This window comes from Shewanella algae (assembly GCF_009183365.2).
Taxonomy (GTDB): Bacteria; Pseudomonadota; Gammaproteobacteria; order Enterobacterales; family Shewanellaceae; genus Shewanella; species Shewanella algae.
Genome location: NZ_CP068230.1, coordinates 2,247,383 through 2,273,526, shown reverse-complemented (window position 1 = coordinate 2,273,526; position 26,144 = coordinate 2,247,383). Strand labels below are relative to the sequence as shown.

The 26,144-nt window shown below is 51.0% G+C and carries 21 protein-coding genes and 7 tRNA genes; 11 read left to right on the top strand and 17 right to left on the bottom strand.

Features of this window, described 5'->3' with window-relative positions; genetic code table 11:
* Positions 1–7: 7 nt before the first annotated feature.
* The 3 genes from abiEi to E1N14_RS10140 form a co-directional block, all read right to left on the bottom strand.
* Positions 8–529, bottom strand: coding sequence for a type IV toxin-antitoxin system AbiEi family antitoxin (gene abiEi, locus E1N14_RS10150; RefSeq protein WP_025009634.1), 522 nt, complete (start codon positions 527–529; stop codon positions 8–10).
* Positions 530–1,036: 507 nt separating this feature from the next.
* Positions 1,037–1,127, bottom strand: a tRNA-Ser gene (locus E1N14_RS10145).
* An 847-nt stretch (positions 1,128–1,974) separates the two neighbouring features.
* A tRNA-Ser gene (locus E1N14_RS10140) sits at positions 1,975–2,065 on the bottom strand.
* Between the two features lie 206 nt (positions 2,066–2,271).
* On the opposite strand from E1N14_RS10140, the gene E1N14_RS10135 reads away from it, so the two are divergent.
* Together E1N14_RS10135 and fabA are read left to right on the top strand one after the other, a co-directional pair.
* The gene (locus E1N14_RS10135) at positions 2,272–3,876 is read left to right on the top strand and encodes a Lon-insertion domain-containing protein (protein ID WP_062794002.1); all 1,605 of its coding nucleotides are present in this window, start codon (positions 2,272–2,274) and stop codon (positions 3,874–3,876) included.
* A gap of 76 nt (positions 3,877–3,952) precedes the next feature.
* The gene (gene fabA / locus E1N14_RS10130; RefSeq protein WP_025009632.1) at positions 3,953–4,468 is read left to right on the top strand and encodes a bifunctional 3-hydroxydecanoyl-ACP dehydratase/trans-2-decenoyl-ACP isomerase; all 516 of its coding nucleotides are present in this window, start codon (positions 3,953–3,955) and stop codon (positions 4,466–4,468) included.
* Positions 4,469–4,565: 97 nt separating this feature from the next.
* On the opposite strand, the gene rmf is transcribed toward fabA, so the two are convergent.
* The 5 genes from rmf to rlmKL all read right to left on the bottom strand — a co-directional run bounded on the left by rmf (position 4,566) and on the right by rlmKL (position 11,063).
* Positions 4,566–4,742: a ribosome modulation factor gene (gene rmf / locus E1N14_RS10125; RefSeq protein ID WP_081737068.1), complete on the bottom strand. Its 177-nt coding sequence runs from the start codon at positions 4,740–4,742 to the stop codon at positions 4,566–4,568.
* 182 nt (positions 4,743–4,924) lie between these two features.
* The gene (locus tag E1N14_RS10120) at positions 4,925–6,766 is read right to left on the bottom strand and encodes a DUF3466 family protein (protein WP_025009631.1); all 1,842 of its coding nucleotides are present in this window, start codon (positions 6,764–6,766) and stop codon (positions 4,925–4,927) included.
* A 29-nt stretch (positions 6,767–6,795) separates the two neighbouring features.
* Complete coding sequence (locus E1N14_RS10115; RefSeq protein WP_044734386.1) at positions 6,796–8,709, bottom strand: ABC transporter ATP-binding protein; 1,914 nt, start codon at positions 8,707–8,709, stop codon at positions 6,796–6,798.
* 1 nt (position 8,710) lies between these two features.
* Positions 8,711–8,941 carry a glutaredoxin family protein gene (locus E1N14_RS10110; protein ID WP_025009630.1) on the bottom strand — a complete coding sequence of 77 codons (231 nt, stop codon included), beginning with the start codon at positions 8,939–8,941 and terminating at the stop codon, positions 8,711–8,713.
* Positions 8,934–11,063: a bifunctional 23S rRNA (guanine(2069)-N(7))-methyltransferase RlmK/23S rRNA (guanine(2445)-N(2))-methyltransferase RlmL gene (gene rlmKL, locus E1N14_RS10105; RefSeq protein WP_025009629.1), complete on the bottom strand. Its 2,130-nt coding sequence runs from the start codon at positions 11,061–11,063 to the stop codon at positions 8,934–8,936. Before rlmKL ends, E1N14_RS10110 begins: the two co-directional genes overlap by 8 nt.
* A 243-nt stretch (positions 11,064–11,306) precedes the next feature.
* Here rlmKL and E1N14_RS10100 point away from each other — a divergent pair.
* From E1N14_RS10100 to E1N14_RS10080, 5 genes are all read left to right on the top strand, one after another.
* Positions 11,307–11,383 (top strand) — tRNA-Met (locus tag E1N14_RS10100).
* Positions 11,384–11,431: 48 nt separating this feature from the next.
* A tRNA-Met gene (locus E1N14_RS10095) sits at positions 11,432–11,508 on the top strand.
* A gap of 41 nt (positions 11,509–11,549) precedes the next feature.
* Positions 11,550–11,637: transfer RNA gene (locus tag E1N14_RS10090), tRNA-OTHER, on the top strand.
* A 41-nt stretch (positions 11,638–11,678) separates the two neighbouring features.
* Positions 11,679–11,755 (top strand) — tRNA-Met (locus tag E1N14_RS10085).
* 41 nt (positions 11,756–11,796) lie between these two features.
* A tRNA-Met gene (locus E1N14_RS10080) sits at positions 11,797–11,873 on the top strand.
* Between the two features lie 269 nt (positions 11,874–12,142).
* On the opposite strand, the gene lpxM is transcribed toward E1N14_RS10080, so the two are convergent.
* The 4 genes from lpxM to pheS form a co-directional block, all read right to left on the bottom strand.
* On the bottom strand, positions 12,143–13,096 hold the full coding sequence (gene lpxM, locus E1N14_RS10075; RefSeq protein WP_054743973.1) for a lauroyl-Kdo(2)-lipid IV(A) myristoyltransferase: 954 nt from the start codon (positions 13,094–13,096) through the stop codon (positions 12,143–12,145).
* Between the two features lie 145 nt (positions 13,097–13,241).
* Positions 13,242–13,538, bottom strand: coding sequence for an integration host factor subunit alpha (gene ihfA, locus E1N14_RS10070; protein WP_025009628.1), 297 nt, complete (start codon positions 13,536–13,538; stop codon positions 13,242–13,244).
* Positions 13,539–13,541: 3 nt separating this feature from the next.
* Positions 13,542–15,929, bottom strand: coding sequence for a phenylalanine--tRNA ligase subunit beta (pheT, locus tag E1N14_RS10065; RefSeq protein ID WP_025888982.1), 2,388 nt, complete (start codon positions 15,927–15,929; stop codon positions 13,542–13,544).
* 15 nt (positions 15,930–15,944) lie between these two features.
* Entirely contained in the window at positions 15,945–16,925 is a 981-nt protein-coding gene (gene pheS, locus E1N14_RS10060) for a phenylalanine--tRNA ligase subunit alpha (RefSeq protein ID WP_037436488.1), read from the bottom strand.
* Positions 16,926–17,290: 365 nt separating this feature from the next.
* Here pheS and radD point away from each other — a divergent pair, with 365 nt between their 5' ends.
* The 3 genes from radD to E1N14_RS10045 all read left to right on the top strand — a co-directional run bounded on the left by radD (position 17,291) and on the right by E1N14_RS10045 (position 22,205).
* Complete coding sequence (radD, locus tag E1N14_RS10055; RefSeq protein WP_062793484.1) at positions 17,291–19,039, top strand: DNA repair helicase RadD; 1,749 nt, start codon at positions 17,291–17,293, stop codon at positions 19,037–19,039.
* A gap of 50 nt (positions 19,040–19,089) precedes the next feature.
* Positions 19,090–19,347 (top strand): GrxA family glutaredoxin, encoded by a 258-nt coding sequence (locus tag E1N14_RS10050; RefSeq protein ID WP_025009626.1) that lies wholly within the window; start codon positions 19,090–19,092, stop codon positions 19,345–19,347.
* A gap of 236 nt (positions 19,348–19,583) precedes the next feature.
* A complete protein-coding gene (locus E1N14_RS10045) occupies positions 19,584–22,205 on the top strand; it encodes a PDC sensor domain-containing protein (protein WP_025009625.1) in 2,622 nt (873 codons plus the stop codon).
* Between the two features lie 255 nt (positions 22,206–22,460).
* Here E1N14_RS10045 and E1N14_RS10040 read toward each other — a convergent pair whose 3' ends face one another.
* From E1N14_RS10040 to E1N14_RS10025, 4 genes are all read right to left on the bottom strand, one after another.
* Positions 22,461–23,342: a putative ATP-dependent zinc protease gene (locus E1N14_RS10040; protein ID WP_025009624.1), complete on the bottom strand. Its 882-nt coding sequence runs from the start codon at positions 23,340–23,342 to the stop codon at positions 22,461–22,463.
* A gap of 83 nt (positions 23,343–23,425) precedes the next feature.
* Positions 23,426–23,791, bottom strand: coding sequence for a SpoIIAA family protein (locus E1N14_RS10035; protein ID WP_025009623.1), 366 nt, complete (start codon positions 23,789–23,791; stop codon positions 23,426–23,428).
* Between the two features lie 22 nt (positions 23,792–23,813).
* Entirely contained in the window at positions 23,814–24,167 is a 354-nt protein-coding gene (locus E1N14_RS10030) for a DUF3802 family protein (protein ID WP_025888976.1), read from the bottom strand.
* 135 nt (positions 24,168–24,302) lie between these two features.
* Entirely contained in the window at positions 24,303–24,878 is a 576-nt protein-coding gene (locus tag E1N14_RS10025) for a YceI family protein (protein ID WP_025009622.1), read from the bottom strand.
* Positions 24,879–25,149: 271 nt separating this feature from the next.
* On the opposite strand from E1N14_RS10025, the gene E1N14_RS10020 reads away from it, so the two are divergent.
* Positions 25,150–25,365, top strand: a complete 216-nt coding sequence (locus E1N14_RS10020) for a cold-shock protein (RefSeq protein ID WP_025009621.1) — start codon at positions 25,150–25,152, stop codon at positions 25,363–25,365.
* A gap of 59 nt (positions 25,366–25,424) precedes the next feature.
* Here the strand turns inward: E1N14_RS10020 and pdxH are convergent, their stop codons facing one another.
* Positions 25,425–26,063, bottom strand: a complete 639-nt coding sequence (gene pdxH / locus E1N14_RS10015; RefSeq protein ID WP_025009620.1) for a pyridoxamine 5'-phosphate oxidase — start codon at positions 26,061–26,063, stop codon at positions 25,425–25,427.
* Between the last annotated feature and the right edge of the window lie 81 nt (positions 26,064–26,144).

Sequence of the window (26,144 nt, the reverse complement as noted above, 5' to 3'; positions counted from 1 at the left end):
GAGCCGGTTAGGATTCAACCAACATATGTAAGTTCCGGCCAACCCGTTTCAAATCTCTCAGGGCAGCCGCTTCTGTAGCCATACGCAGCGGCCTTTGCGGAATTTTGATGGTATTATGCAAAATATCCATGTCATCGCGCTGGGTATGGGTAAATTCGATAGTGCCATAGGGTGTCTTGAAAACTCCCTTTCGACCTGTGGTCATCACGGTAATGTAGCTGATAGGGATCTGCGAAATCGCACCGTATTCAGACAGGGCCGATTCCAGCGAAACATAGTTATACTCACCGCGCCGCAGTGCACAGGCGATATGCTCTACCGCGTAACTATCTCGCCGGCTCAGTGCAAACAGGTATACACCGCGGCAGGGCCTTTCCAGGATCCCCTGCTTTATCAACCTCGGCAGGCTCTGCTTAAACGCTTCTGCCGTATCATCAAAAAATAGCCGCCTGAGATTCCCCTTGGTATAAACATAAATACCTTTACGATCAAAACTGTGCAGCCGTTGCAAAGCAGTACTGATATCCATAATCCAATCAAGTAGACATAAAAGTGCTTAATAGCATACCTAAATGCCCACTTAAAGCCTATTGGAACGAGATAGCCTCTCTGTCTGAATTAAGAGGAAAATTTATGGTCTTGAAACTGTGTAGGTGAGCTCTAACACAGAACTGATTTTCCAGTAGCAATCATTAAAACTGGGACACGAAAAAGCCCGCTTATTTGCGCAAGCGGGTCTCTCAGAATAAGGCAGAGGTACAGAGATTTAAATCCTGCATAACGGCGCTATAAACCCTGTTACGCTTCAGTCAGAATGACAACTAGCTTGGATAGATATGGAAATCAGGCATGAAAAAGCCCGCCTGTTTGCACAAGCGGGCTTCTCTGAATATGGCGGAGGTACAGAGATTTAAATCCTGCATAACGGCGCTATAAACCCTGTTACGCTTCAGTCAGAAAGACAACTGGCTTGGATAGATATGGAAATCAGGCATGAAAAATCCCGCCTGTATGCACAAGCGGGCTTCTCTGAATATGGCGGAGGAGCAGGGATTTGAACCCTGGATGGGCTATAAACCCATGCCGGTTTTCAAGACCGGTGCATTCAACCACTCTGCCACCCCTCCGGAACGACGCAAATAGTATATCCAACCCAAAAGCGTGTAAACCTTTAATAAATCATTTTATTCCAACTGCTTATTCGTTAAACAAAGCGGCTTTTAGTTGAGCATTTCAAGGCTATAAACTGTCCCAACCCCGTCAGATAGATCTGAGTATCGTTGATGTAGTCGCTGGACAAACAAGTGGATTGGGTTGAGAACCCCTACTCTATTGGCGACTTTAAGTCTATGACTGGCATAGGAACGGAAATACAAAAAGGCCCACCTTTTTGCACAAGCGAGCCTCTCTGAATGTGGCAAAGGAGCAAAGATTTGAACCCTGCATAACGGCGCTATAAACCCAACAATCCTCTAAGTGGTGCCCGGCCAATAGCAATCATCAAAACCAAATACGAAAAAGCCCGCCTGTTTGCACAAGTGGGCCTATCTGAATGTGGCGGAGGAGCAGGGATTTGAACCCTGCATAACGGCGCTATATAAACCCAGCAATACTCTAAGTGGGGCCAGGCCAATAGCAATCATCAAAATCAAATACTAAAAAGCCCGCCTGTTTACACAAGCGGGCCTATTTGAATGTGGCGGAGGAGCAGAGATTTGAACCCTGCATAATGGCGCTATAAACCCTCAATACTCTAAGTGGTACCTGGCCAATAGCAATCATCAAAACCAAGTACGAAAAGCCCGCCTGTTTGCACAAGTGGGCCTATCTGAATGTGGCGGAGGTGCAGGGATTTGAACCCTGCATGACGGCGCTATAAACCCAGCAATTCTCCAAGTGTACCTAGCCAGTAGCAATCATCAAAACTAAATACGAAAAGGCCCGCCTGTTTGCACAAGCGGGCTTCTCTGAATATGGCGGAGGAGCAGGGATTTGAACCCTGGATGGGCTATAAACCCATGCCGGTTTTCAAGACCGGTGCATTCAACCACTCTGCCACCCCTCCGGAACGGCGCAAATATTATAAGCTCACTAAGCCGTTGTAAACCCTTATTTCTAAAAATATGTTCATATGCCTAAATCTCAGCCATCCGAAAGATTCAAACGGAACTCATATCGCACAATAAAAGCCGCTCCAGAATGGAGATTTACCATGCCGCTCCGTCACCCCTGTGGTAAAATCAGCTTATCTTTAAATGACTTTGAGCCACAATGAAGCCTAGCTTGATCCCGGCCGGGGCCCTTACCCCTCAATACTCCAATCTGCAGCTTCCCACATCGAGCCAACTGACAGATCTATTACTTGGACAGGAAAGAGTCATAGACGCCTTTGGTCTGCTGCAAACCTTATCAGGACAACAGCTCTTCCTGGCAGACTTCCAGGGTATCCACCGCACTTGGCTGTTTGAAGCCCTGAGCGCCCAAAGCAAAATGCCGATGCAATATTTAAGCGGTCGCATTACCCGGGCACAGCTACTCGGCTATCCGGATAGTCAACCATCAAGGCAACCGGGAGCCCTCGCAAAGCCCGGACTACTTTTTATCTGCGCCGAGTCCTTGTGGAAACGAGAGCCTTTGTGGGAGCTATTGTTGGATGCCATCGAAAAAGGTGGCTTCGAGCTTCAGGGACAATGGCAGCCACTGCAAGCCAAAGTTGTATTGGTGGGCTCGAGTCTGCTCTACAGCGAGCTCAGGTACCATGAGCGCAGATTCAGCGAGTTGTTCGCCCTGCTTGGCGAGCTGGTATTTGAAGTTGATTTGCAAAAGGTTACTGTCAATGCCTATGTAGCCTGGCTGGCAGAGCTGGCCAAGCTCAGTCATTGTCAACTGACCGAGTCGGCCTTACTGCCTCTGCTCAGATACAGCAGTCGCCTGACAGAGCATCAGCAGCGTTTGAGCCTCGCTAGCGCAGATTTGGCACAAGTGTTCGCTGAAGCTGCTTTTTACAGCCAGGGGCAAGCGCTGGATGCCCACGCCATTGAACATGCCCTGGCACAACGTCAGCAGCGACATAACGCCCAAGAACAGCAGTCGGCACAAAATCTTGATGACGCCTTCATCTATTTGCCAACTGAGGGTGCTATGGTGGGGCAAATCAATGGCCTGACAGTGATAGACACCTTGGATTATTGCTACGGCGAGCCGGCCAGGATCACGGCATCGGTGCATTATGGTGATGGTGAAGTGGCCGACATTGAGCGGAAATCTGAGTTAGCGGGCAATATCCACGCCAAGGGAATGATGATCCTGTCCGCATGTCTCTATCGGGTATTTGGCCGCGACGCGCCCTTGCACCTCAATGCCAATATTGTATTTGAGCAGTCCTATCAGGAGATTGACGGCGACAGTGCCTCCTTGGCCGAATATTGCAGCCTGATCTCGGCGATAACCGAACAGCCAATAGACCAAGGACTGGCTGTAACAGGTGCGCTTGATCAGTTCGGCAACGTACAGGCCATCGGCGGTGTCAACGAGAAGATTGAGGGTTTCTTCAAGCTCTGCGACAGGCGTGGCTTGACCGGCAGCCAAGGGGTGATTATGCCCAAGTCCAATGTGCAGCAACTCAACCTGGCACCCGAGATCATAGCGGCGGTAGAGCAAGGTCAATTCCTGCTCTACGAAATCACTCATGTCGACCAAGCTGTCACTCTGTTGATGGGGATAGAGGCCGGGGAAGCAGACGAAGACAACAACTTCCCCGAAGACACTTTATACGGCATGGTGCAACAACGACTGGACAAGTTGGCAGGCAATCTTGATGAAGAACCGGGCTATTTTGCGAGCTTGCTGGCAAGATTGCCATTTTTTCGCCAATAAGTAGCTGATCGGAGTTGTTTGGCTTACACCTGTTCGCTAATCTTGGCGGCACTTGATGAAGGATGTGGTAACAACAATGACTAAAGCAAACAGTTTCAACAAAGAAGAGCTCATCGCCTGCGGCCATGGTGAGATATTTGGCAAGAACTCCCCTCGCCTGCCCGTGGACAACATGTTGATGATCGACAGAGTCGTCACCATCAACGACAACGGCGGAGCCTTCGGTAAAGGTGAAATTGTTGCGGAACTGGATATCAACCCGGATCTCTGGTTCTTTGGCTGTCACTTTGTTGATGACCCTGTTATGCCAGGTTGTCTGGGACTGGATGCCATGTGGCAACTGGTTGGCTTTTTCCTTGCCTGGGAGGGCGCTGTGGGTAAAGGCCGTGCACTTGGTGTAGGCGAGGTCAAATTTACCGGCCAGGTGCTGCCAGGCGCCAAGAAGGTGACTTATAAGCTTAATATCAAGCGCACCATACACCGCAAACTGGTGATGGGTATTGCCGATGCGACTTTGGAAGTAGATGGCCGAGAGATCTACTCGGCCACGGATCTGAAAGTGGGTGTATTCAGCGATACCTCAACCTTCTAAAGCCATCGAATACAAGTAACAAGGTCGGCAATTGCCGACCTTGTTGTTTTCAGAGCGCTATAAAAATGCCCTCATCTGGGAGGGCAGTCTTGCTGAATTACTTATTGAACAGGCCGTTTATCCGGCCTTCTACCCCTTCGCGCCAGCCTCCTAGCCACTGGGAGCGAGAATCAAGATTCGAATAAGGACAAAGCTCCTTGGAGCGGCCGCCGACACCGGCTTGGAATCCCTTCGAAAAGGCTCGGTCTAAACGATCTCGTTTTTGTCTCTTCATGCAAGCGTCCTCTGTACTATTTTACATAGAAGCATCAGCTTCACTTGCTATGAATAGAACTTTTCAACGCCGAGATCAATCAAAAAATCGCCAATTATAGCGAAGAAATTTTAAACTATTGAGATCCTGATTAAAAAAAATCGGCGCCTTTTGGGCGCCGATCTCACAGGCTTAAACTAAGCTTAAATTTTGCGTCTGCGCCACCAGATCAGCGGCAGCAATGCCAACCAACCCAAACTGGCCGCACCGGAACGCTCAAACGGCTTATCGATATCACCGTCGTCCACCTGAGTACAAGCTTCACCACTGCCACTGGGCTTAAGAACAACCATACGCGGCAGATAAGAAGTCACTGGCTGACCGTTACCGTTAAGCTCAAACAGCGGCTTGCCGTTTTCACCGATCACCAAATTACCTTTTTCATCAAACTGGTAAGAAGGCTTACGGATAAAGGCGGTACCTACTATGGTGCCTTCCTCATTGATGCTGTTGGCTTCCACCACCACTATGTCAGTGTTGTAGGTCAGGGTCTTGCCTGAGCCATCTTCAACACTCACTTCATGGCGTTTCCAGTTGCCTTCGGCATCTTTCTCATAGCCTTTGGACTCACAGGTCAGCAGCTTATTGAGATTACTGAACTCACCGGATTCTTTGTCAAACAGGAAACCCACCTTGGGTCTTGGTTTATCCTTGTCATGGGTAGACTCGATATAACCCACGACCTGACCTTTGTTGTTGATATCTCTGGGCTTGCTGGAGAGATCAGACATGGTGTTGTAGAAATCATTGGGGGTAACCGGCTTGGTCTCAGGGTTATTGGTATCATAGATAAAGAACTTATCGCGGATATAACCCTGAATGTACTTGTTGTAGCTACCGACCAAGATCCCTGCATCATTGACATCATAGGCAATGGAGTTGCGCACATCATCATCGACAACCGGGATCCAATGGTACTTGTATTCACCATTGGCATCTTTACTCCAGTAGGCCGCATCCATTCTCAGGTTGTCTGAATCGTTATAACGATAAACATGGGAGCGTCCGGCAACAACTCCAGAGTTGTTCAGCCCCAGCCCTTGAGCGGTAAAGGTATAGTCTGAATCACCGGGAGTCAGACCAAGTGGCAGCTCAGTGCCGGTAACCGCGCCATTGTCATACTGCCAGACATAGGCACGCATCTGGTACTGGATATTGCGGGTGTTGTTGGCGTTGGGATATTTTTCCCGCTGCAAGCACACATCCAGCGGCAGCGTGTTGTCGTCACTGAGACAAGCCGCGGCCCGTTCGGCGCCATAGTTACTGATGGCGGTACTGGCATAGCCGGCAACCAGGTTGTTGCTGTTGATGGCTGATGCCATGGACCAACCGCCGAGCTCGGCCGTCTTGTCGTCCTTGGTATAAGTGGTATAAGGCGGCAACAGCGGCACTTCAGTACTGCCGTCTTTAACAAAACCGCGCTGCTCGAAGTCACGGTAATACCAGTACTCCTGCCCTTCGGTTTCTCCGGTGTAGTCGACTTTCTTCTCTTTACCTGTCATGGCACCGACACGAATACCGGCGTCATTGACGTCGTAGAAGAAACTATCGACCGAATTGACACTGGCCGGATCGGCAGGGTCGGTATCCGCAGGCGGCGTGCTACCGTTTACACTCTCGAAATTGGGTGTCCAGGGACTGGCAGGATCGTTTTCCTGAGAGTTGAAGGTGAAGTTATTGGCAATGATGGGATCATTGATGGAATAGGTGATCTTTTCCTCTGGGGCGATACCATCTTCAATGTCGATAATGCCGTCATCATTATCCACATCCGAGGTGCTGAGCTTTTTCTTGCCCTTGGCTACACCTATGGCTTCATTATTGGCATTAACGCCCATACCATAACCAGTACGAGTATCGGTCAGGTTACCTTTGAGATCATATTCATCCAGGTTGACGACTTCATAGACAGGAGCCGCCTGCGATACCTGTAATACACTGATAACCCCCATGGCCACCAATGACAGCGCACTATTCAACTTCATTAATTTGATTCCCATTTAAATTTTTGAGCTTACTTCATTGACTCGAGTTCTTCCCAACGCTCGAAGTAAGCCTCCAGTTGCTGTTCTTTCTCTGCCAACTGTTGCAATTCGCTGCTCACAATAGCTTGATCCTGCGAATAAAAGTCCGGCTGATTGACGCGCTCCTGCAGCTGTTCCAACTCCTGCTCCAGAGTTTCCATCAAGGCAGGTAAAGCATCCAACTCACGTTGAAGCTTATAGGAAAGCTTTTTGGCTGTCTTGGGTTCTGCGGCTTTTTGCGGCGCAACCTCCTGTTTGACAGGCTTAGCCGCCTCAGGTTCCTCAGCGTCGCGATAGAAACGTGCCCCTTGGGCAACCGCATCCTGATAGCCGCCGACATATTCACTCCAACGGCCGTTGCCACCGAACCACCAGGAACTGGTGACCGTATTATCAATAAAGGCCCGGTCATGACTGACAAGCAGCAGAGTACCTTCATATTCAGTGAGCAGAGACTCTAGCAATTCCAGTGTCTCTATATCAAGATCATTTGTCGGTTCATCGAGAATGATAAGGTTGGCCGGCCTGAGCAGCAGTCTGGCCAGTAGCAAGCGGTTTTTCTCACCGCCGCTGAGCGCCTTGACCGGTGTACGGGCCCGCATGGGTGAAAACAAAAAGTCCTGCAGATAACTGAGGATATGCCTGTCTTTGCCGTTAACAGTAACAGTGCTCTTACCCTCGCCGACGTTTTCTTCAACCGTCTTTTCCGGATCCAAGGCTTCGCGGTATTGGTCAAAGTAGGCGACTTCCAGCTTGGTGCCCGTCTTGATTTCACCACTCTGCGGCGCCAACTGACCTATCAACAACTTGATAAGCGTGGATTTACCACAACCGTTGGGGCCAATCAGTGCGATGCGATCGCCGCGCATCACATTGGTGGAAAAGTCTCGCACCAAGTCCTTATCTGCCAGGTTGTAATTGAGATCCTGCACCTCAAACACCAACTTGCCACTGCGATCGGCTTCAGACACCTGCATTCTGGCATTGCCCTGGCGTTCCAGCCGGGCCCGGCGCTCCATTCTCAAGGCCTTGAGAGCCCTCACCCGGCCTTCATTACGGGTACGTCGAGCCTTGATCCCCTGACGGATCCACACCTCTTCCTCGGCGAGTTTCTTGTCGAAGTGCGCATTTTGCTCGGCCTCAACCCTGAGCCACTCCTGCTTACCATCGAGATAACTCTGGTAATCACCAGGCCAGGAGGTAACCACTCCGCGGTCCAGATCCACTATGCGGGTGGCTATCTTCTGAATAAAGCCACGGTCGTGACTGATAAAGGCGATGGCGCCCTTATATCCCAACAGAAACTGTTCCAGCCATTCTATGGTGTCGATATCCAGGTGGTTGGTAGGCTCATCAAGCAGTAACAAATCCGGCTCACTCACCAAGGCTCTGGCCAGGGCAACTTTACGTTGCCAACCACCGGAGAGTTCAGACAGAGGTTTATCCGGGTCCAACCCCAGCAGCCGACAGTTTTGCTGAATACGGTTGTCGAGCTGCCAACCATCGAAGTGATCCAACTTGGATTGCAACCGCTCGAGGTTTTTCAGCATTTTCTCGAGCGCTTCACCCTGGGCCTTGGCCATAGACTGCGACAGCTGATGGTATTCTTCAAGCAGTTGGCCCACATCAGCCAGACCGGCGGCAATATAAGAATAGACAGTGCCCTGTTCCGCTTTGGGTGGGTCCTGTTGCAGGCGGCTGACTTTAACATCGGTGGCGATATTGAACTCACCATCATCAAGCAGGACTTCTCCTGCCAAGACCTTCAATAGGCTGGATTTGCCGGCGCCATTACGGCCGACAATACAGACCCGCTCGCCAGCTTCAATACTGAAATCTGCCTGCTGCAGCAGAGGGGTATAACCATAGGCAAGCGAGCCATTATTGATACGAACCAGACTCACATTATGCTCCTGTAAAGCGTTTTACTTGCTGTTCATCGAAGGGCCAACAGAGTTCCTCACCCAAGCTATTGGCCAGCACAGGAATAAGCACGCCATAGCGCTCGGCAAGCGTTTCTTGCTCGCAAATATCCTGGGTGCGATAACGAATATTCAGGCCATCGAGCAAGGTCATGGCCAACTCACACAGATGGCAACCATCTGTGTGGTATAGGGTCAATGGCGCCTCAGGCATGGGTGATCAACCAGGTATTATGAATATGCGGATTGCGCTTGTAATCCATTGGCAGCATCTGGGCATCCATATTGGTGACTGACATGCCCTGAGCCGCCATGGCCTCGCTATCCATTTTGAACTTACGTTTATTGTTGGAAAAGATTATCTCTCCGCCCGGATTGAGCAGCTTGAATAGATCAGACAACAACTTGACGTGATCGCGCTGCACATCGAATGAGTCTTCCATCCGCTTGGAGTTGGAGAAGGTTGGCGGATCGATAAAGATAAGATCGAACTTACGGTCACAATCGCGGATCCATTGCAGGCAGTCGCCCTGCTCGAAACGATACTGTTTGCCAATCAAACCATTGAGCACAAAGTTATCCTTGGCCCAGTTAAGGTAAGTGTTGGACATATCCACAGTCGTGACCGACTTGGCGCCGCCAAGCCCGGCGTGAACCGACGCAGTTCCCGTATAGGCGAACAGGTTGAGTACGTCACGGCCATTGGCTTTACTGCCCACCAGTTTGCGAATAAGCCTGTGATCGAGAAACAACCCGGTATCCAGATAGTCGGTCAGGTTAAGTTTGAAACGGGCACCATATTCCTGGGTAACCAGCTCCAGCTTTTCTTTGTCGAGCCGTTGATACTGATTTGTACCCTTCTGCCGCTCGCGGGTCTTGAGGATGATCTTGTCCGGCTCAACACCTATGGCGCCGGGCAAAGACAGAAGCACATCGGTCAAACGTCGCTTGCTGACGGCTTCAGGTATGCTGGAAGGCGCCGCATACTCTTGGATCACAACATAATCCAGATACTTGTCGATAGCGACATTATATTCAGGGATATCTGCATCATAGAGGCGATAACTGTCGATCCCCTCTTTACGAGCCCACTTATCCAGCTGTTTCAGATTCTTTTTCACCCGGTTGGCAAAGGCACTGGCGATGTCACTGACCTCAGCCCCTGACTGCTCGGCCGCTACAGCCGCCCTGCGGGTAGAGTTGGCATGCAGAGTATAGAGGTTAAAGGCGCACTCCAGTGCCCCGTTGAACATCTTCATCTGCTTATCGGCCTTGAGCTTAAGCGATGAGATCAATTCGATATCACTGCAAAGCAAGGCCACTTGCCAGCCACCAAACTCACGCTTGAGCTTGTCGCCAAACTGATAGTAAAGCTGCAACAAAGAGGAGACATTACCCAAACGCTCGCCGTAGGGCGGGTTGGAGATCAACAAACCTTTGTCCAGCGGTGGCGTGATATTGAGAGCATTGGCAACACTGAACTCAATCAGGTGACTGACACCGGCGCTCTTGGCATTACGTTTGGCCAGCGCCACCATGCGCGAGTCTATGTCCGAGCCGAAGAACTTCACATCACAACGGTTCTTGCCTATGCTGGCCCGCGCCTTTGCTTCCTCGACTATGCTTTGCCAAAGTTTGGCGTCATGGCGATACCAGTGCTCAAAGCCAAAGCGACTACGTTGCAGCCCCGGGGCCATATCGGCCGCGATCAGAGCCGCCTCAATCAACACTGTGCCGCTGCCACAAAATGGGTCCAGCAAAGGCGTTTGTTTATCCCATTGGGCCCTGGCCAACATGTTGGCGGCAAGGTTCTCTTTTAATGGCGCCTCACCGGTACCGCTGCGATAGCCACGTTGATGCAGCGCCGGACCGGAGAAGTTCAGCGCTATGGTTACCTGACCGTTTCGGTAGTGGGCATCGATTTTGAAGTCGGCATCGACACGTTGCACATTGGGGCGGTTGAGATCGTCTTCGCGGAAGCGATCCACTACAGCATCTTTAATCTTGAGGGCGCCGAACTGGGTGTTCTTGATAAAACCGCCCATGCCGTGAAAGTCGATACTAAAGGTACAACGGTTATCAAAGTGGCTCGGCCAATCGATACAGAAGGCCGCATTATAAAGCTGTTCGGCGGAATCACAGGGACCGCGATGCAATATAAGCAAAATACGGCTTGCCAGTCTGGTCCAAAGGGTAATGCGGTATGCCAGCTCCAGTGGACAGGAGAAATAAACCCCGGCCAGGCTTTCCTTGACCTCAAGCGCACCAAACTCGCGCAGTTCCTGCGCCAAAGCATATTCAAACCCCTTGGGGGCCGCCGCAAAAAAATTCAACATGAACAAACCAGATAGCAAAGCAAAAATGAATGGCGCATTATACCCTTTGATTAAGGTAAAAGATAAAAACTTCCGTTTTCAGGACCGCTTTTCTTGGTCAATCCTGCCGAATTGTTGGAGTTGTGACCGATACGTTTAATCTCCGCGCACTGATGAATTAAATTTGAACACTCAATGGCATTTTGATGATTTGTCCTTGCATTGCCGCCCCTTGGTCGTTATAGTCCACCCCGCTTTAACGGACGCGGGATGGAGCAGCATGGTAGCTCGTCGGGCTCATAACCCGAAGGTCGTCGGTTCAAATCCGGCTCCCGCAACCAATTTCAAATTCCTTAATTATGAATTCAAACTGATTAGCACAATTCGGACGCGGGATGGAGCAGCATGGTAGCTCGTCGGGCTCATAACCCGAAGGTCGTCGGTTCAAATCCGGCTCCCGCAACCAATTCCTTAATTATGAATTCAAACTGATTAGTACAATTCGGACGCGGGATGGAGCAGCATGGTAGCTCGTCGGGCTCAGTTCTTTATAAGAGCCTCGAAGGTCGTCGGTTAAAATCCAGCACCGCAACCAATTCCTTAATTATGAATTCAAACTGATTAGTATAATTCGGACGCGGGATGGAGCAGCATGGTAGCTCGTCGGGCTCATAACCCGAAGGTCGTCGGTTCAAATCCGGCTCCCGCAACCAATTCCTTAATTATGAATTCAAACTGGTTAGCACAATTCGGACGCGGGATGGAGCAGCATGGTAGCTCGTCGGGCTCATAACCCGAAGGTCGTCGGTTCAAATCCGGCTCCCGCAACCAATTCCTTTCTAAAGAACCAACTCCTCTTATTAACTAAATTTGAATGATGAGCATAGCAAGAGCTTATCGAGATCGGCTTGTTCTCGTGTCGCAGGAAATTGTAAATGCTTCCCATCCTCTTGCTTCAAGCTCAAAATATCAACCTTTGCCATAACCACCAATTCCTTGGGCACATGATTCTTCCCCAAGCCTGCAAGCAACAGGCAGCACTTTGCCGATAGTACATAAAAGAAAAGCCACTCTGTGAGAGGCTTTATCTGTGTTCTATTTCAATAAATCGGCGGCATACCTTCCGGACGAGTGCGCAGTACCTTAAGAAACCACATGTACTGCTCAGGATAGGCGTTGATCACCTGCTCCACCGCCTTATTCAGCGCCTTAGCTTCATTTTCCTTGCCCTGCATCGACTCGGGATCAATTGCCGGCATAACAGTCAAACGAAAGCACCTGGCTTGCTCGTCGTAGCCAATCTTCACCGGCATTACCTGAGCGTTACCTGCCTGCGCCAAACGGCCAACCACAGGTAAAGTAGCCTTGACTGTTCCTAAAAATGGCGCAAATACACTCTGCTCCGGTCCCAAGTCTTCATCCGGCAAATAGAAGAAACTGTTACCCTGTTTCAGCTCAGCCAACAAGGCCCGGATCCCGGCTTCACGCATATAGATATTGCCGCCTTGAGAGCTGCGCATCCGGTTATTGAACCAGTTGAACAATTCATTTCGATGCGCCTTGGCCATGGAGACCATGGGCAAATCCAAATTCAGCCTCAAACCGGCATACTCTATGCCCCACACATGGGGCATGATAAAGATAATCGGTTGCCCTGCTTCACGGGCAGCGGCAATATGCTCTTCTCCCTCAACCTTGACTCTTTTGCGTATATAGGAGCTCGGCATCAAGATAAGCTCAGATTGGGCCAGCAAGGTCATCACAAAAGCTTCGGTGTTGCGCTCCAGCAACTGCTCGATTTCCGATTCACTCTTATCGGGGAAACAGGCTTTGAGATTGGCTCTGGCCACCTTAATGGGCTTATGGGCTATACGCCTGACCAAACGTGACAAACCGCGAGCGATAGGATCGCGAATAATGGCGGGCAAGAGACCAAAGAGAACCAGTACGCCTATCGCCAACCAACTGCCCCAAAATCTCGGATGCAACAATGACCAACGGAAGCGCCTATCGAAGTATTTGCCTTTCTTAGGCTTGGAAGGTGTATTTGACAAGGTTTAACCCCTGGGTGTAATTCCAATGCAATGCCAAACCAGGCATTAAAAAGCGATACAGCATAGTAGAAGTGTTTTCTACAGACACAAACAGGGAAGCCACTCACAGGAGCGGCTTCCCTGTTCTGAATTACTGACCGAGCAGTTATTTGCCTTTGTTAGCGGCTTCTACGCGACTCTTCAGCTTCTGTCCCGGACGGAATGTCACCACCCGACGGGCAGAAATTGGAATGTCCTGACCTGTTTTGGGATTCCTTCCCGGTCTTTGATTCTTATCCCTAAGATCAAAGTTGCCAAAGCCAGATAACTTGACCTGCTCACCATTTTCAAGCGCAGTTCGGATCTCTTCGAAAAACGCTTCAACCATCTCTTTGGCTACCCGCTTGTTAATGCCAAGCGTTTCAAAAAGATGCTCTGCCATTTCGGCCTTGGTAAGTGCCATACTTTAATCCCTCAACGATGCGTTGAACTCGGACTTGAGTGCAGAAACCACTGTATCAACCATCTCAGCTATCTCTTTTTCCTCAAGTGTACGAGTGTTATCTTGTAACGTAAGTGCGATCGCCAGACTCTTTTTGCCCTGCTCTACACCTTTACCTCGGTATACATCGAACAAGTTTAAGCCAACCAACTGATTTTCGCCAACTTTTCTTATCAGCGTCATCACGTCACCTGCGGCGACTTCTTCATCAACCACTATGGCGATATCGCGGCGATTGGCTGGAAACTTAGACACAGCCTGGGCTTGCGGTAATTTAGCCTGCAGCAAGGCGTCCAATTCCAGCTCAAAAACTATGGTTTTGCCATTCAGCCCAAAAGGCTTCTCGAGGCTGGGATGAACTGCACCTATATACCCTATGACCCGATCATTTCTCAATATTTCAGCACATTGCCCCGGATGCATAGCCGGATGCTGCGCTCCTTTAAAACTAAATTCAGCTTCGGAAACTGTCAAGCCAATAATGGCCTCTAAATCACCTTTAAGATCGAAGAAATCAACGGTTTTCGACTCCATGCTCCAGTGTTCGTCACTCTGGGGACCGGCGATCACCGCACCCAGCATGGCTTGTTGTCTTACGCCGGATTCTGCTTGTGCATCAGGAATAAAGCGTAAACCGGTCTCAAACAGGCGTACACGAGTCTGTTGACGGGCCTGGTTGTAACCCACAGCATTCAGCAATCCGGTGAACATAGACAGGCGCATGGCTGACATTTCACTGGAAATAGGGTTAGGCAGCACCATGGCTTCGCTATCAGGATGCACCAGTTTTTGCAGCTTGGGATCAACAAAACTATAGGTGACAGCTTCCTGGAAACCTCGGGCCACCAACATAGCCCTCACCCGGCTAAGCTTCAGATCCGACTCTTTATGATCTGTCATAGAGAGGTGCGCCAGCGGGGCTGTGTTCGGAATATTGTTATAGCCGTAAATTCGGGCTACTTCTTCGATAAGATCTTCTTCAATTGCCATGTCGAAGCGGTAAGTGGCGGTTTTCACCTGCCAGTCGCTGCCCTGCTTTTCAACCTGGAAGCCCAGACGGGTCAGGATCTCTTCCACATCGGCATCACCAATCTGATGACCAAGCAGTTTGTCCAGCTTGCTGCGGCGCAGTTTAATGTCGGCAGCCTTTGGCAGATGCGCTTCGCTCTTGGCTTCAACCACAGGGCCGGCTTCGCCGCCACAGATATCCAGCACCAGGCGGGTAGCTCTGTCCATAGCCTTATGCTGCAGCTCCGGGTCAACGCCACGCTCAAAACGATGCGAAGAGTCGGTGTGCAGCCCAAGGCGACGGGCCTTACCCATGATGGCCAAAGGCGCGAAGAACGCACACTCCAGCATAATATCGCGGGTTTGCTCACTGACGCCGGAAGCCTCACCACCGAATACACCGGCCAGGGCCAATGCCTGGCTGTTATCGGCAATCACCAGGGTATCGGCTGGTACAGTAATTTCGTTGCCATCGAGCAGAGTCAGCTTCTCTTCACCGTTACCCAGACGCACCTTGATACCGCCGTCAATCTTGTCCAGATCGAAAGCATGCATAGGTTGACCGAATTCAACCAATACATAGTTGGTGATGTCCACGATAGGATCTATCGAGCGAATACCGCTACGGCGCAGTTTTTCCACCATCCAGTCAGGCGTTTGCGCCTTGACATTGACATTGCTGACCACCCGGCCCAGATATCTCGGGCAGGCTTCCGGGTTGGCCACGTCAATTTCAACTCTACGCTCACTACCGACGTTGGCAGCTTCCCAGCTTGGCTCGGTCACGTTAAGACGGTTGAGCACGCCCACTTCGCGGGCTAACCCCACCATACCCAGACAATCTGCACGGTTGGCGGTCAGATCCACATCGATAATCACATCATTGAGCTGCAGATATTCACGAATATCGGTACCGATAGGAGCATCAAGCGGCAGCTCAATAATGCCGTCGCTCTCAATCTCTATGCCCAGCTCGCCATAAGAGCACAGCATGCCGTGTGAAGGTTGTCCACGCAGTTTGGCTTTCTTGATTTTGAAGTCACCGGGCAGCACCGCACCGACAACGGCCACGGCAACCTTGAGTCCCTGACGGCAGTTAGGTGCACCGCAGACGATATCCAACAGCTCTTCGCCGCCGACATTGACCTTGGTGACCCGTAACTTGTCGGCATCGGGGTGTTGACCACATTCAACCACTTCACCCACTACCACGCCGGAAAAGTCACCGGCAACGGCAATGACGTCGTCCACTTCCAGGCCGGCCATGGTGATTTGGTGAGTTAATTCGTCACGGCTAATCGCAGGGTTAACCCACTCACGAAGCCAGGATTCACTGAATTTCATAATACTAAAGCTCCGTTATTTGAATTGCTTGAGAAAACGTAAGTCGTTTTCGAAGAAGGCGCGCAGGTCGTTGACACCATAACGCAACATGGCCAGACGCTCGACGCCCATACCAAAAGCAAAACCGGAGTATTTATCAGGATCGATTCCCACACCGCGCAGCACATTAGGATGAACCATGCCGCAGCCGAGCACTTCCAGCCAGCCGTTCTTGCCTTTCACATCGACTTCGGCAGAAGGCTCGGTAAAGGGGAAGTAAGAAGGACGGAAACGTATCTCCAGATCCTCTTCAAAGAAGTTACGCAGGAAGTCGTGCAAAATGCCTTTCAGTTCGGCAAAGTTAACATTCTCATCGACCAGCAGGCCTTCCACCTGATGGAACATAGGCGTGTGAGTCATATCGTAGTCATTACGATAGACACGACCGGGAGAGATAATCCGCAAAGGTGGCTTTTCCACTTCCATGGTGCGAATTTGCACCCCTGAAGTCTGGGTACGCAGCACTAACTTGGGATTGAAGTAGAAAGTATCATGCCCCGCACGTGCAGGATGATGCTCGGGCATATTCAAGGCATCGAAGTTGTGATAATCGTCTTCGATTTCCGGCCCCTGTTTGACACTGAAGCCCAACTCACCAAAGAAGCTCTCAATCCGTTCAATGGTTCGGGTGACCGGATGCAAACCACCATTGTCCAGGCGACGCCCCGGCAGGGTGACATCTATTTTCTCAGCCTGGAGCTTCTGCTCCAACTCGGCTGCTTTCAGCCCTTCAATTCGCTGACTGAGGAACTGCTGTACCTTTTGCTTGGCTTCATTGACCTTCTGGCCGAAGGCGGGCTTTTCTTGTGGACTCAGGGTCGCCATCAACTTCATCATGTCGGTGATCTTGCCCTTCTTGCCAAGATAATCGACGCGGATGTCATCGAGGATTTTCAGATCACTGGCCCCTTCGATGGCGGCTAAGGCCTGTTCTACGATCTCAGTTAACTGCTGCATCTTCTCTTCCAGTGCATGCCGGCCCGTAGGCGGCGATTTTGGTGTCTGTTTGAATTAAAACAGTAAAAGAGTGAAATTTTACGTTAGCTACAGGTCTTTGACCAGTGGTGTGAGGCATTTTAGCAAATGAATTGCCTACAAAAAGTGCTTTTTTTAACCATTGATGCCCTGAGCAAGACGAGTTGTGGTGTCCGAGGATAGAAAGTGGGCAACAATGCAGGAAAAGCACAGTACCCAAGCACGTCTGTGATAAGCTCGCCCCACGGTCAATTCCTCTTTGCAAGTCAGTGTCAACAGATAGTAAAAAGCCAGTAGCTCAGAAAGCGACGACAAAAATTCAGGCAGAAGATACCGCCAAGGCCGGCATTCACCTACGTGATTATCAGCAGCAAGCCGTGGATGCCGCTGTGCGCTATTTTCGCGCTCAGTCAGGCTCGGCTGTGATAGTGCTGCCCACGGGTGCCGGCAAGAGTTTGGTGATTGCTGAACTGGCCCGTATCGCCAAAGGCAAGGTACTGGTACTGACCCATGTTAAAGAGCTGGTCGCCCAAAACGCCGAAAAAGTTGCCCTGTTGACTGATGAAGCCAGTATCTACTCGGCCGGCCTGAGGCAAAAGCTCACCCAAGGCAAAACCGTTGTCGCCAGCGTGCAATCCGCCGGGCGCAACCTGGAAGCCTTTGACAGCCACTACTCCCTGGTGGTCATAGACGAGTGCCACAGAGTGAGCCTTGAGCTGGACAGCCAGTATCAGCAACTGCTTGAACACCTCAAATCCCACAACCCCAAACTTAAGCTGCTGGGGTTGACGGCCACCCCTTATCGCCTTGGACTGGGTTTTATTTATCGCCGCCACTATCACGGCCGGGTCGGTAATCCCGACCGAGGGATTTTCGATGACTGCATCTTTGAGTTGCCCTTAAGGCCCCTAATTAAACAAGGCTATCTGACGCCGCCCAGGCTTTACGATGGCCTGAGCGCTCAGTACGACTTCAGCAGCCTGCCGAGTAACAGCAATGGGGAGTACGATGAGGCTAAGGTTGATGCCCTGCTCAGTCACAGTGGCCGTGCGACCAAGGCCATTGTTAACCAACTAAGGCAACTGGCTAACACCCGCAAGGGAGTGATTATTTTTGCCGCCACTGTGCGTCACGCCGAAGAAGTGCTAACGCTACTGGCTGACGAACAGGCAGCGCTCATCACAGCGACCACAGAGATGCAACAGAGGGATACCGTCATCCGCGCCTTTAAAGCCCAGGAACTTAAGTTTCTGGTCAATGTGGCCGTACTCACAACAGGGTTTGATGCGCCCCATGTAGACCTTATTGCCATCATGCGGCCCACGGCATCTGTGAGCCTGTTTCAACAGATGGTTGGCCGTGGCCTGAGACTGGCCGAAGGCAAACAGGACTGCCTGGTCATAGATTATGCCGCCAGCGGCTTTGACCTGTTCTATCCCGAGGTCGGCACTCCCAAGCCCGCGGCAAACTCGGTGCCGGTACAGGTTCCTTGCCCCGAGTGTGGTTTTGCCAATATCTTCTGGGGCAAGACGGATGAGGATGGCGACATCATCGAGCATTTCGGCCGCCGCTGCCAAGGACTGTTGCAGGACAATAGTCAATGCAGTTATCGCTATCGCGCCAAGTCATGCCCGGATTGCGGTGCCGAAAACGATATCGCAGCCAAGATTTGCCATCAATGCCAATCGACTCTGGTCGATCCGGACAAACGCCTCAAAGAGGTGTTGTCAAAACAACATCATCATCTGTTCAAGGTGCAGCAAATGTTGCTGCACGCCGAAGAGGGGCGCCTCAGAGTTCAGTATCTGGATTATGACGGCAATGACTTCAACCAGTATTTTAAAATGGAGACCAGTGCTCAACGCCGGGCGCTGTTTGCTTGTTTTATCCATCCCCACAGCAAAACACCTGGGCTGAAACTGCCGAAATACAGTCAACCACAACAACTGGTCGACGATGCCGCGCGGTTTCGGGCACCGGATATGCTGCTGCTGAAAAAACAGGCGCGGCGCTGGGATTTGTTGCAAACTTTCTTTGATTATCAAGGCAGGTTTCAAACCGAAAAATCATTCCTGGGATCAAGCGACTTAGCATAGGTCTTTAAGCTGTGGTATAACTGCTGCAAATCAAGTCCATGGGAGTCAATATGTTTGTAGTTATTTTCGGTCGTCCAGGTTGCCCATATTGTGTGCGTGCAGTGCAGCTTTCTGAGCAACTGGCTGAAAAGCGTGATGATTTCAAGTTTAAGTATGTCGATATTCACGCCGAAGGCATCACCAAGGCCGATCTGGAAAAAACCGTAGGCAAGCCGGTTGAAACAGTGCCGCAAATTTTCGTCGACAAAGAGCACGTCGGCGGCTGCACTGAATTTGAAGCTTATGTCAGAGAAAACAACCTGCTCTGAAGCAAGCCTCCTTCTCAACGCTAAGGCACCCAAAGGGTGCCTTTTCTTATATCCCCAGTCCGGATTGCATATCTCTGCCCGGCTTCGCGCTCAGCCCAACTGCAAACCCCACGCGCGCATTCTGCACGAGGGAACCCACTACACTGAACTCACTATTAAGTGCCCTTAGAAAAATGGCGGCTTTTCTCAAGAGGTTGTATTATGTAACAGCTTGAAAAGCTTATTACTGAGGATATATGCAAGGGAACCAGGCAAAGCAACAATCCAACCGATTACCTTGGCTTCCAAGCTGGCTGAAACGCTTGCCGGTCAAGTTTGCCCTCAGTCAGTTACTCATCAGCGCCCTCATTGTCATCAGCACTGTGCTGGTATTGCTCAGCATTCAACGTAACCAGTTGCTCAGTCAACAAAGAGCATTGAACCAAAGCTATGGTCAAGTCGTTACCGCAAGACTGCAGGAAGTGACCTCTCAGATAGAAAGCCTGGTCAGTACCATGGCGAATCTTGGTGCCCTTTACCGCAGCAATGGCACAGCGCTCAAGGCCAGTATCGAGTCGGTGCTGGAATTGGAAACCCAGAAAGAGATGATCACCGGAGGCGGGATCTGGCCTGAACCCCGAGCCTTTGAACCCGGGCGGATCCTCGACAGCCTCTTTTGGTATCGCGACAGCTACGGCAAACTGCAGCAACTTAACAGCTATAACGAGCAGCCACAGCAACGCTACCACAACGAAGACTGGTATAAACCCACCCGCTTTTTCCCGGCCGACAGAACCTTCTGGTCCAGCGCCTATCGCGATCCCTACACGGCCGAAGCCATGGTCACTGCCTCTGTCCCTATCTGGCAGGATCATGAGTTTATCGGTGCCGCCACAGTGGACATCAGCCTTGGCGGCCTTAACCGTTTCTTCAGAGGCGCACTCAAAGATCTCAGCGGTTATGTGTTTGCCCTCGACTACCGCAACCATCTGCTCGCCTCTCCCTGGGAAGATGAGTTGCTGGACAGCACGCTGGAAAAGCCGCTGAGTCTGGATAATTTTCAACGCCTTGAACGCCTGTTCCCCGAGTTTCAATCTGTTGGTGAAGCACTGCGCAGCGCCGATCAGGTGCTTATTCAGGAAGCCAATCAACATAAGGCCTTCAGCAGTCAACAGCTCAAAAGCCTGATGGGCGAGCGTGATGAAATCGAGGCGGCACTGCTTGCCACCATAATCAACAACTCTGCCAGAGAATGGCCGGCCAATGCCAAGCTGCTGCTGACCCAAGAACTGACCCGGGATCCCTTGCTCAACGAGCCAGCGCTGGTTTCGGTATTTTTGATGCCCAAGACCTACTGGAAAATAGTGATAGTCACACCGCTGTCATCCCTCAAAGAGGACGCGACATTGATTGCCGGCAAAGTCGGCATCTACCTGGTGGCGATCCAGTTGCTGGCACTGCTGCTGTTATTTCTGGTGCAGCACAGATTGTTTATCAAACCTATCAGCCGCATGGTGGCAGCACTCAGGGAAAACAACCCTGCCCGGCTGGAGTTGGACGCCAGAGACAGAGAAGATGAACTGGGGATGCTGGCCGGCAGTTTTATCTCCCGCACCCGTCAGTTGGAAACGGCGATGGCCAGCCTGGATGCCAGTAACCTGGCGCTGGAGCAGCAACTGGAGGTGCAACATAACGCCCAACAAATTCTCAAAACACGTACCGAGCAGCTCAATGCATTGATGAATCATTCACAGAACATCATCTACATCAAAGATTTAACCGGGCAATATACGCTGGTCAACGACAAGTATTGCGAAATTACCGCCCACGAACGGGCGCAGTTTATCGGTGCGGATGACAATCAGGTCTTCCCTCTCGGCCTGGCACAAATTTACCAAGCCAACGATCAAAGGGTGATCAGTAACCAAAGCCCCTTCTGCTCCGAAGAACCCGTTGCCACCCCTCTGGGGGATGTCCTGTATCAGGTAACCCGCTTCCCCATCCGCGACGAATTTGGCGAACTCTGTGGCATAGGGGCAATTGCATTCGATCTTTCCAGTCACAAACGCCAGGAACAGCAGTTGGGGCAAGCCCTGGAGTTACAGGCCGATATCAATAAACGCAACAGCCGTACCCTGCAACAACAGCAGCAACAGATAGCTCAATTGGAAGGTCAGTTGCAGCAGGCACAAAGCAAGTCTCAGTTGCTCAGTCTCAGCAGCACCTTGATGAAAGAGCAGGAGTTGCAGCTGCCAAGACTACTTGCCCAGTTGGTTGCTGACTTGTCTGCCGACTTCGATCAGCTCGGCGCGAGTTTGTTTGAAGCCGAAAGCACCGAAGTTTTGAATCAGTCCAAGGAACTTATTCTGCTTGGTTCCGCCAGATTGCGTCACCTGTTGGCGCTGGTCAATTATCCACAGACAGAGGTCAAGACGCTTCATTTCGATGAATTCGTGACTCACCTGCAGGCTCTGATGGCGCCGCAGTTTGCCGCCGCAAACGTTGAAATGAAATTGGCGATTGCGGACAAGCTGTTGCCTGGTGCCAAACCCTGGCAGCTTTTATTGCTCTTCTACCCTTTGCTGAGCAATATCCTGCATCATGCATTTACCCATCAATCTGCCAATGCCCTGATAACTATTAAGGCGGACAAGCTGGACGAGCGCCATCTGGAGGTTACAGTAACAGACAACGGCAGCGGAATAAGTCAGGAGATGCTGGCCCGTATTGAACAGTCCTCTTCACAAAGCGGAACCGGCACTCTGTCACGGTTACAGAGTTATGTGAGGCTAAAACTGCTTGGAGAAATGACCATCAGCTCCCAAGAGAGAGACGGCTGCTGCATCCGCCTGCTGCTGCCGCTTGAATCCATTGAGTAGTTTAACCAGGCTCCCCATGAGGCGAGAGAAGACTCAAGCGCTGGACTTATCAAACCTTTGCAAAACTTTTTCAGCTAGACGATTTAACATGGGCCGGGATTTCACCATAACCCAAGTCTAAACAATGAGAAGCAAAGAGCTGCCATTCCATGCCATTGAAAAATATCACTATAATATTAGTGAGTTTCACCTCTGAATGACAAAAGCCGCCATAATAGGCGGCTTTCACGGGGTATGGTTAGAAGCGCTTAGCTGTCAGTCGCTTTCTTTCAGACTGACATCCACCAGATAGTGACCCTGCAGCCAATTTCGGCCAATCAACAGTTTATGGGTCATCTTGCTTCTGTCTTTAAGGTTAACCTTGACCGGATACTCTCTTCCCGGCTCGCCAATGTTGAGTTCCACCATATAACGAATTTCACTGCCTTGGGCATTACGGATAAGCGAGGTATTGGTGATCATGGCATGCAGGCGTTGCTTTTCGCCCTTTTCGTTTTCTGTGGTGAAGCTCAACTGCTTACCGATATTCTTTTCCATATCCTCATCGCCGTTTTCCACTTTCAGATCCGTAGCATGCAGTGAGTTTTCCACCGCGCCGGTATCGATGCGGGTTTGGAAAATCAGTCCTGATTCCCGCACACTGATGGGAGCGACCGGCCCTATGATGCGCTTTTCAGCCACATCGACCAGAAAGTCATCGGACAGCCAGTTGCGGCCGATAAGCAGTTTATAATCCATGTGGCTGCGGTCTCTGAGATTAACCTTGACCTTACGTTTGTGGTCGCCAAACGCGACGTTCAACTCAACCATGTAACGCGTCTCCCGTCCCTGAGAGTTACTGACGGTAGATGTCTTGACGATTTTGGCCTTGAGCTGCTTTTTCTCACCACGTTCGTTTTCTGTGGTAAAACTGAGCATTTTGCCCACGTTATCCTGCATCTTCTTGGCACTGCCGCCAATGACCTTGAGATCCACCGCATGCATGGAGGTGTTGGCCGCCCCGGTATCGATACGGGCCTCAAAACTGAGCCCGGCTTCGGCGACCGTCATAATTTCAGTCTGACCTATGACTGTTTTTTCCTGGGCAAACACTGATGTCGAAAGCAACATAAAACAAAGACCAAGTTTTTTAAGCATAGGACTATTCCATTCATTTCACTTAACAAGATGAAAATCCGGCTGAAATGCCGGAACTTACAGATAAGACAGATGTTAACGCTTCAGGTTCCCGAGAGCCAGGCTCGGCCCTTGGCCATTTCCGCTCTGGGAAACACGGCCACCGGGCAAGGGAGCATCAGCGCCAAGGTTTGAGCCATGCCCTCGATGGCAGGGCTATCGGTGATCACAGCTATACGGGAAAAGTCCTGCAGATGAAACAGCCCAAGACAGGCATCGTCCCACACCGCTTGCAAAGAGATGCCCTCGAAGTCGGCACCGTATTCATACCAGAGTTTAATGAGCACATGTTCCCTGAGTTTGGACTCGACCGCCGGCAGCAAAACAGCATCGTAATCATCACCGCTGATCACACCGCTGGCGCGAACTGCCACTGTATTGTCATCAAACCCGGAAAGCAGTGTCAGCATCGAGCGCCTCCACATGTGTGCGTTATTGAGACAGGAGCTTGGCAATTTCCTGATCAAACAGATTCTTGATCAAACCGGCAAACTCGCTGATAAACAAGGTTTGCTTTGCCGTAGCCTTATGATTGGCCACCTTGGCCAGGATCTCTTCCAAATCGTACACTATGGCATCTATCTCACGGATAACAGTGTTACGCTGGGCGAAGGACAGTTGCGGATTCTGGCCACAGACCATAATAATCTGCGCCGACAGCTGCTCTTCAAACTGTTCCATGACGCTGCTGTCGCCCAAAGATTCCCCTTCGGGAGTCTCAAACAATCCAAGGTGTTCGGTCAGGAATTGTATGAGGTGCATATAGCCGTCTTTGTCTGTAACCATCTTTCTTCCCGCGTGCAACGTCTCAGGCCAACCCATAAGGGGCAAACTTCCGAACGCCGCCAATGCGGCGATCAGAGAGTCACATTATGAAACAAAATCCGCCTTGAGTCTTGCCTCAAATCAAGCCGTCGTTTGTTACTTGTTTAATCTTAGAACAAAAGAGACAGGAACAGCCTTACTGATGCTGGATAGACCGGCAATTTCACGTAATTTTTCAACCCCATCGGTCAAACCAAACTCTTCGGCGTTCACTATGACAGCTTTTTGCGAGGTTACCAAAAGGCTCGACTCACCGAGTCTGGCCACCACCACACCAAAGCGCTTGTTCTGACTCTTGCCATGCAGCGACAACACGCCATCAATCTCAGTAGTCAGCAACTCGCCGGGTTTGAGCTTGTCCAATAGATCCGCAGGCACTTGTGCTGTCAAGGTCAGGCTAGGAAAGTTAGCCACCTCAAACAGCATGGTTTGCATCCGCTTGTCGCGGATTTCAATGCCGGTATTAACGCCGTTGAGCGGGATCTCCAACTTGAATTCGCCACTCTCGGCAAGTGTACCACTCACCTGGTTGAACTCATGTACCTCGGCAATATCACCTTTCTTGACCGACACAAAGCTAACCTTGGAGTCGGCATTGTCCAACTGCCAGTCAGCCGCCAGGGCCAGGTTACTGAAGGCGCCGAGCGCCAGCAAGGGGATCCATTTCTGCATATTCTTGTTCCTTGTAGGGTGTGAATTGAACTGCGCCGGATTTCACCCGGGTAAAAGCAAGCGCTTTTTGTAGATTACTCATTACTAAAGCATATTGTTCACTTCAAGAAAACCTTTGCCGCTATTGAGTGAACTTTTGCTCACGGACCACCACGGCCGCCTGCAACCATTTCTCTCAGCGTCATCAGGCTGTCAAGCCAATGAAACAAAAACCTTTTATGCTACAAACGCTGATACAGACCAGCAGCCAAGATTAGGTAACGAGGAAACTATGTCAGAGCAACAAGTGACAGGAACCGTTAAATGGTTCAACGATGAAAAGGGCTTTGGTTTTCTAACCCAGGAAAACGCCGCCGATGTGTTCGTCCACTACCGCGCCATTCAAGGCAGCGGCCGCCGCACCCTGAAAGAGGGTGAGAAGGTCAGCTTCAGTGTGACTGAAGGCCAAAAGGGACTGCAAGCGGAAAACGTAGTGCGGTTAAAATAGCTGACGGATAAAAGTAAAGGGACGGCAGATGCCGTCCCTCTTGTTATGCCATAGCGCCATCAAGGTGCAAGGCGATTGATCTCCCATCCGTCATCTGTGCGGCTGTAGAGGAATCTGTCATGCAGCCTGTGCTCACCGCCCTGCCAGAATTCCACACTGGAAGGCACTATGCGGTAGCCGCCCCAAAACTTGGGCAAGGGGACTTCGCCCTTGGCAAACTTGGCCTTCATCTCGGCAAACTTACTCTCGAGTGCCTGACGGGCGCTAAGCTTGCTCGACTGTTTCGAGACCCAGGCCGCTATCTGGCTGTCTTTCGGACGGCTGACAAAGTACTTGAATACCTCTGTAGCAGACAGGGCTTCGGCTATACCTGTCACGGCCACCTGGCGCTCCAGCGGATGCCAGGGGAACAGCAAACTGACCTTGGCGTTGACGGCAATCTGCTGCGCCTTACGGCTTTCCAGATTGGTAAAGAATACAAAACCCTGCTGATCAAAACGCTTCAGCAAGACTATCCGCTGAAACGGCTGGCCGGTTTCGTCCACCGTGGCCACCACCATGGCGGTAGGGTCCGTCAAAGGTGCATCCTTGGCCTGCGCCATCCAGCGCTCAAACTGCGCCATGGGCTCGGCGGCCAGATCGGCGCGCCTGAGGCCGCCCTGGGTGTATTCGCGGCGAATATCACTCAAATCTGTCATCGTCTATCCTTGTCCCTGAGCCGGGCGCAAAGCCCCAGCGAAAGAAAAGCCAACGACAAGCGTTGGCTTAACGTAAAGCGG

Bases quoted from the DNA above. Each gene is read 5' to 3' on its own strand.
- abiEi (WP_025009634.1), bottom strand. From the start codon at position 529: ATGGATATCAGTACTGCTTTGCAACGGCTGCACAGTTTTGATCGTAAA.
- E1N14_RS10135 (WP_062794002.1), top strand. From the start codon at position 2,272: ATGAAGCCTAGCTTGATCCCGGCCGGGGCCCTTACCCCTCAATACTCC.
- fabA (WP_025009632.1), top strand. From the start codon at position 3,953: ATGACTAAAGCAAACAGTTTCAACAAAGAAGAGCTCATCGCCTGCGGC.
- rmf (WP_081737068.1), bottom strand. From the start codon at position 4,742: ATGAAGAGACAAAAACGAGATCGTTTAGACCGAGCCTTTTCGAAGGGA.
- E1N14_RS10120 (WP_025009631.1), bottom strand. From the start codon at position 6,766: ATGAAGTTGAATAGTGCGCTGTCATTGGTGGCCATGGGGGTTATCAGT.
- E1N14_RS10110 (WP_025009630.1), bottom strand. From the start codon at position 8,941: ATGCCTGAGGCGCCATTGACCCTATACCACACAGATGGTTGCCATCTG.
- rlmKL (WP_025009629.1), bottom strand. From the start codon at position 11,063: ATGTTGAATTTTTTTGCGGCGGCCCCCAAGGGGTTTGAATATGCTTTG.
- ihfA (WP_025009628.1), bottom strand. From the start codon at position 13,538: ATGGCACTTACCAAGGCCGAAATGGCAGAGCATCTTTTTGAAACGCTT.
- pheT (WP_025888982.1), bottom strand. From the start codon at position 15,929: ATGAAATTCAGTGAATCCTGGCTTCGTGAGTGGGTTAACCCTGCGATT.
- pheS (WP_037436488.1), bottom strand. From the start codon at position 16,925: ATGCAGCAGTTAACTGAGATCGTAGAACAGGCCTTAGCCGCCATCGAA.
- E1N14_RS10050 (WP_025009626.1), top strand. From the start codon at position 19,090: ATGTTTGTAGTTATTTTCGGTCGTCCAGGTTGCCCATATTGTGTGCGT.
- E1N14_RS10045 (WP_025009625.1), top strand. From the start codon at position 19,584: ATGCAAGGGAACCAGGCAAAGCAACAATCCAACCGATTACCTTGGCTT.
- E1N14_RS10040 (WP_025009624.1), bottom strand. From the start codon at position 23,342: ATGCTTAAAAAACTTGGTCTTTGTTTTATGTTGCTTTCGACATCAGTG.
- E1N14_RS10035 (WP_025009623.1), bottom strand. From the start codon at position 23,791: ATGCTGACACTGCTTTCCGGGTTTGATGACAATACAGTGGCAGTTCGC.
- E1N14_RS10030 (WP_025888976.1), bottom strand. From the start codon at position 24,167: ATGGTTACAGACAAAGACGGCTATATGCACCTCATACAATTCCTGACC.
- E1N14_RS10025 (WP_025009622.1), bottom strand. From the start codon at position 24,878: ATGCAGAAATGGATCCCCTTGCTGGCGCTCGGCGCCTTCAGTAACCTG.
- E1N14_RS10020 (WP_025009621.1), top strand. From the start codon at position 25,150: ATGTCAGAGCAACAAGTGACAGGAACCGTTAAATGGTTCAACGATGAA.
- pdxH (WP_025009620.1), bottom strand. From the start codon at position 26,063: ATGACAGATTTGAGTGATATTCGCCGCGAATACACCCAGGGCGGCCTC.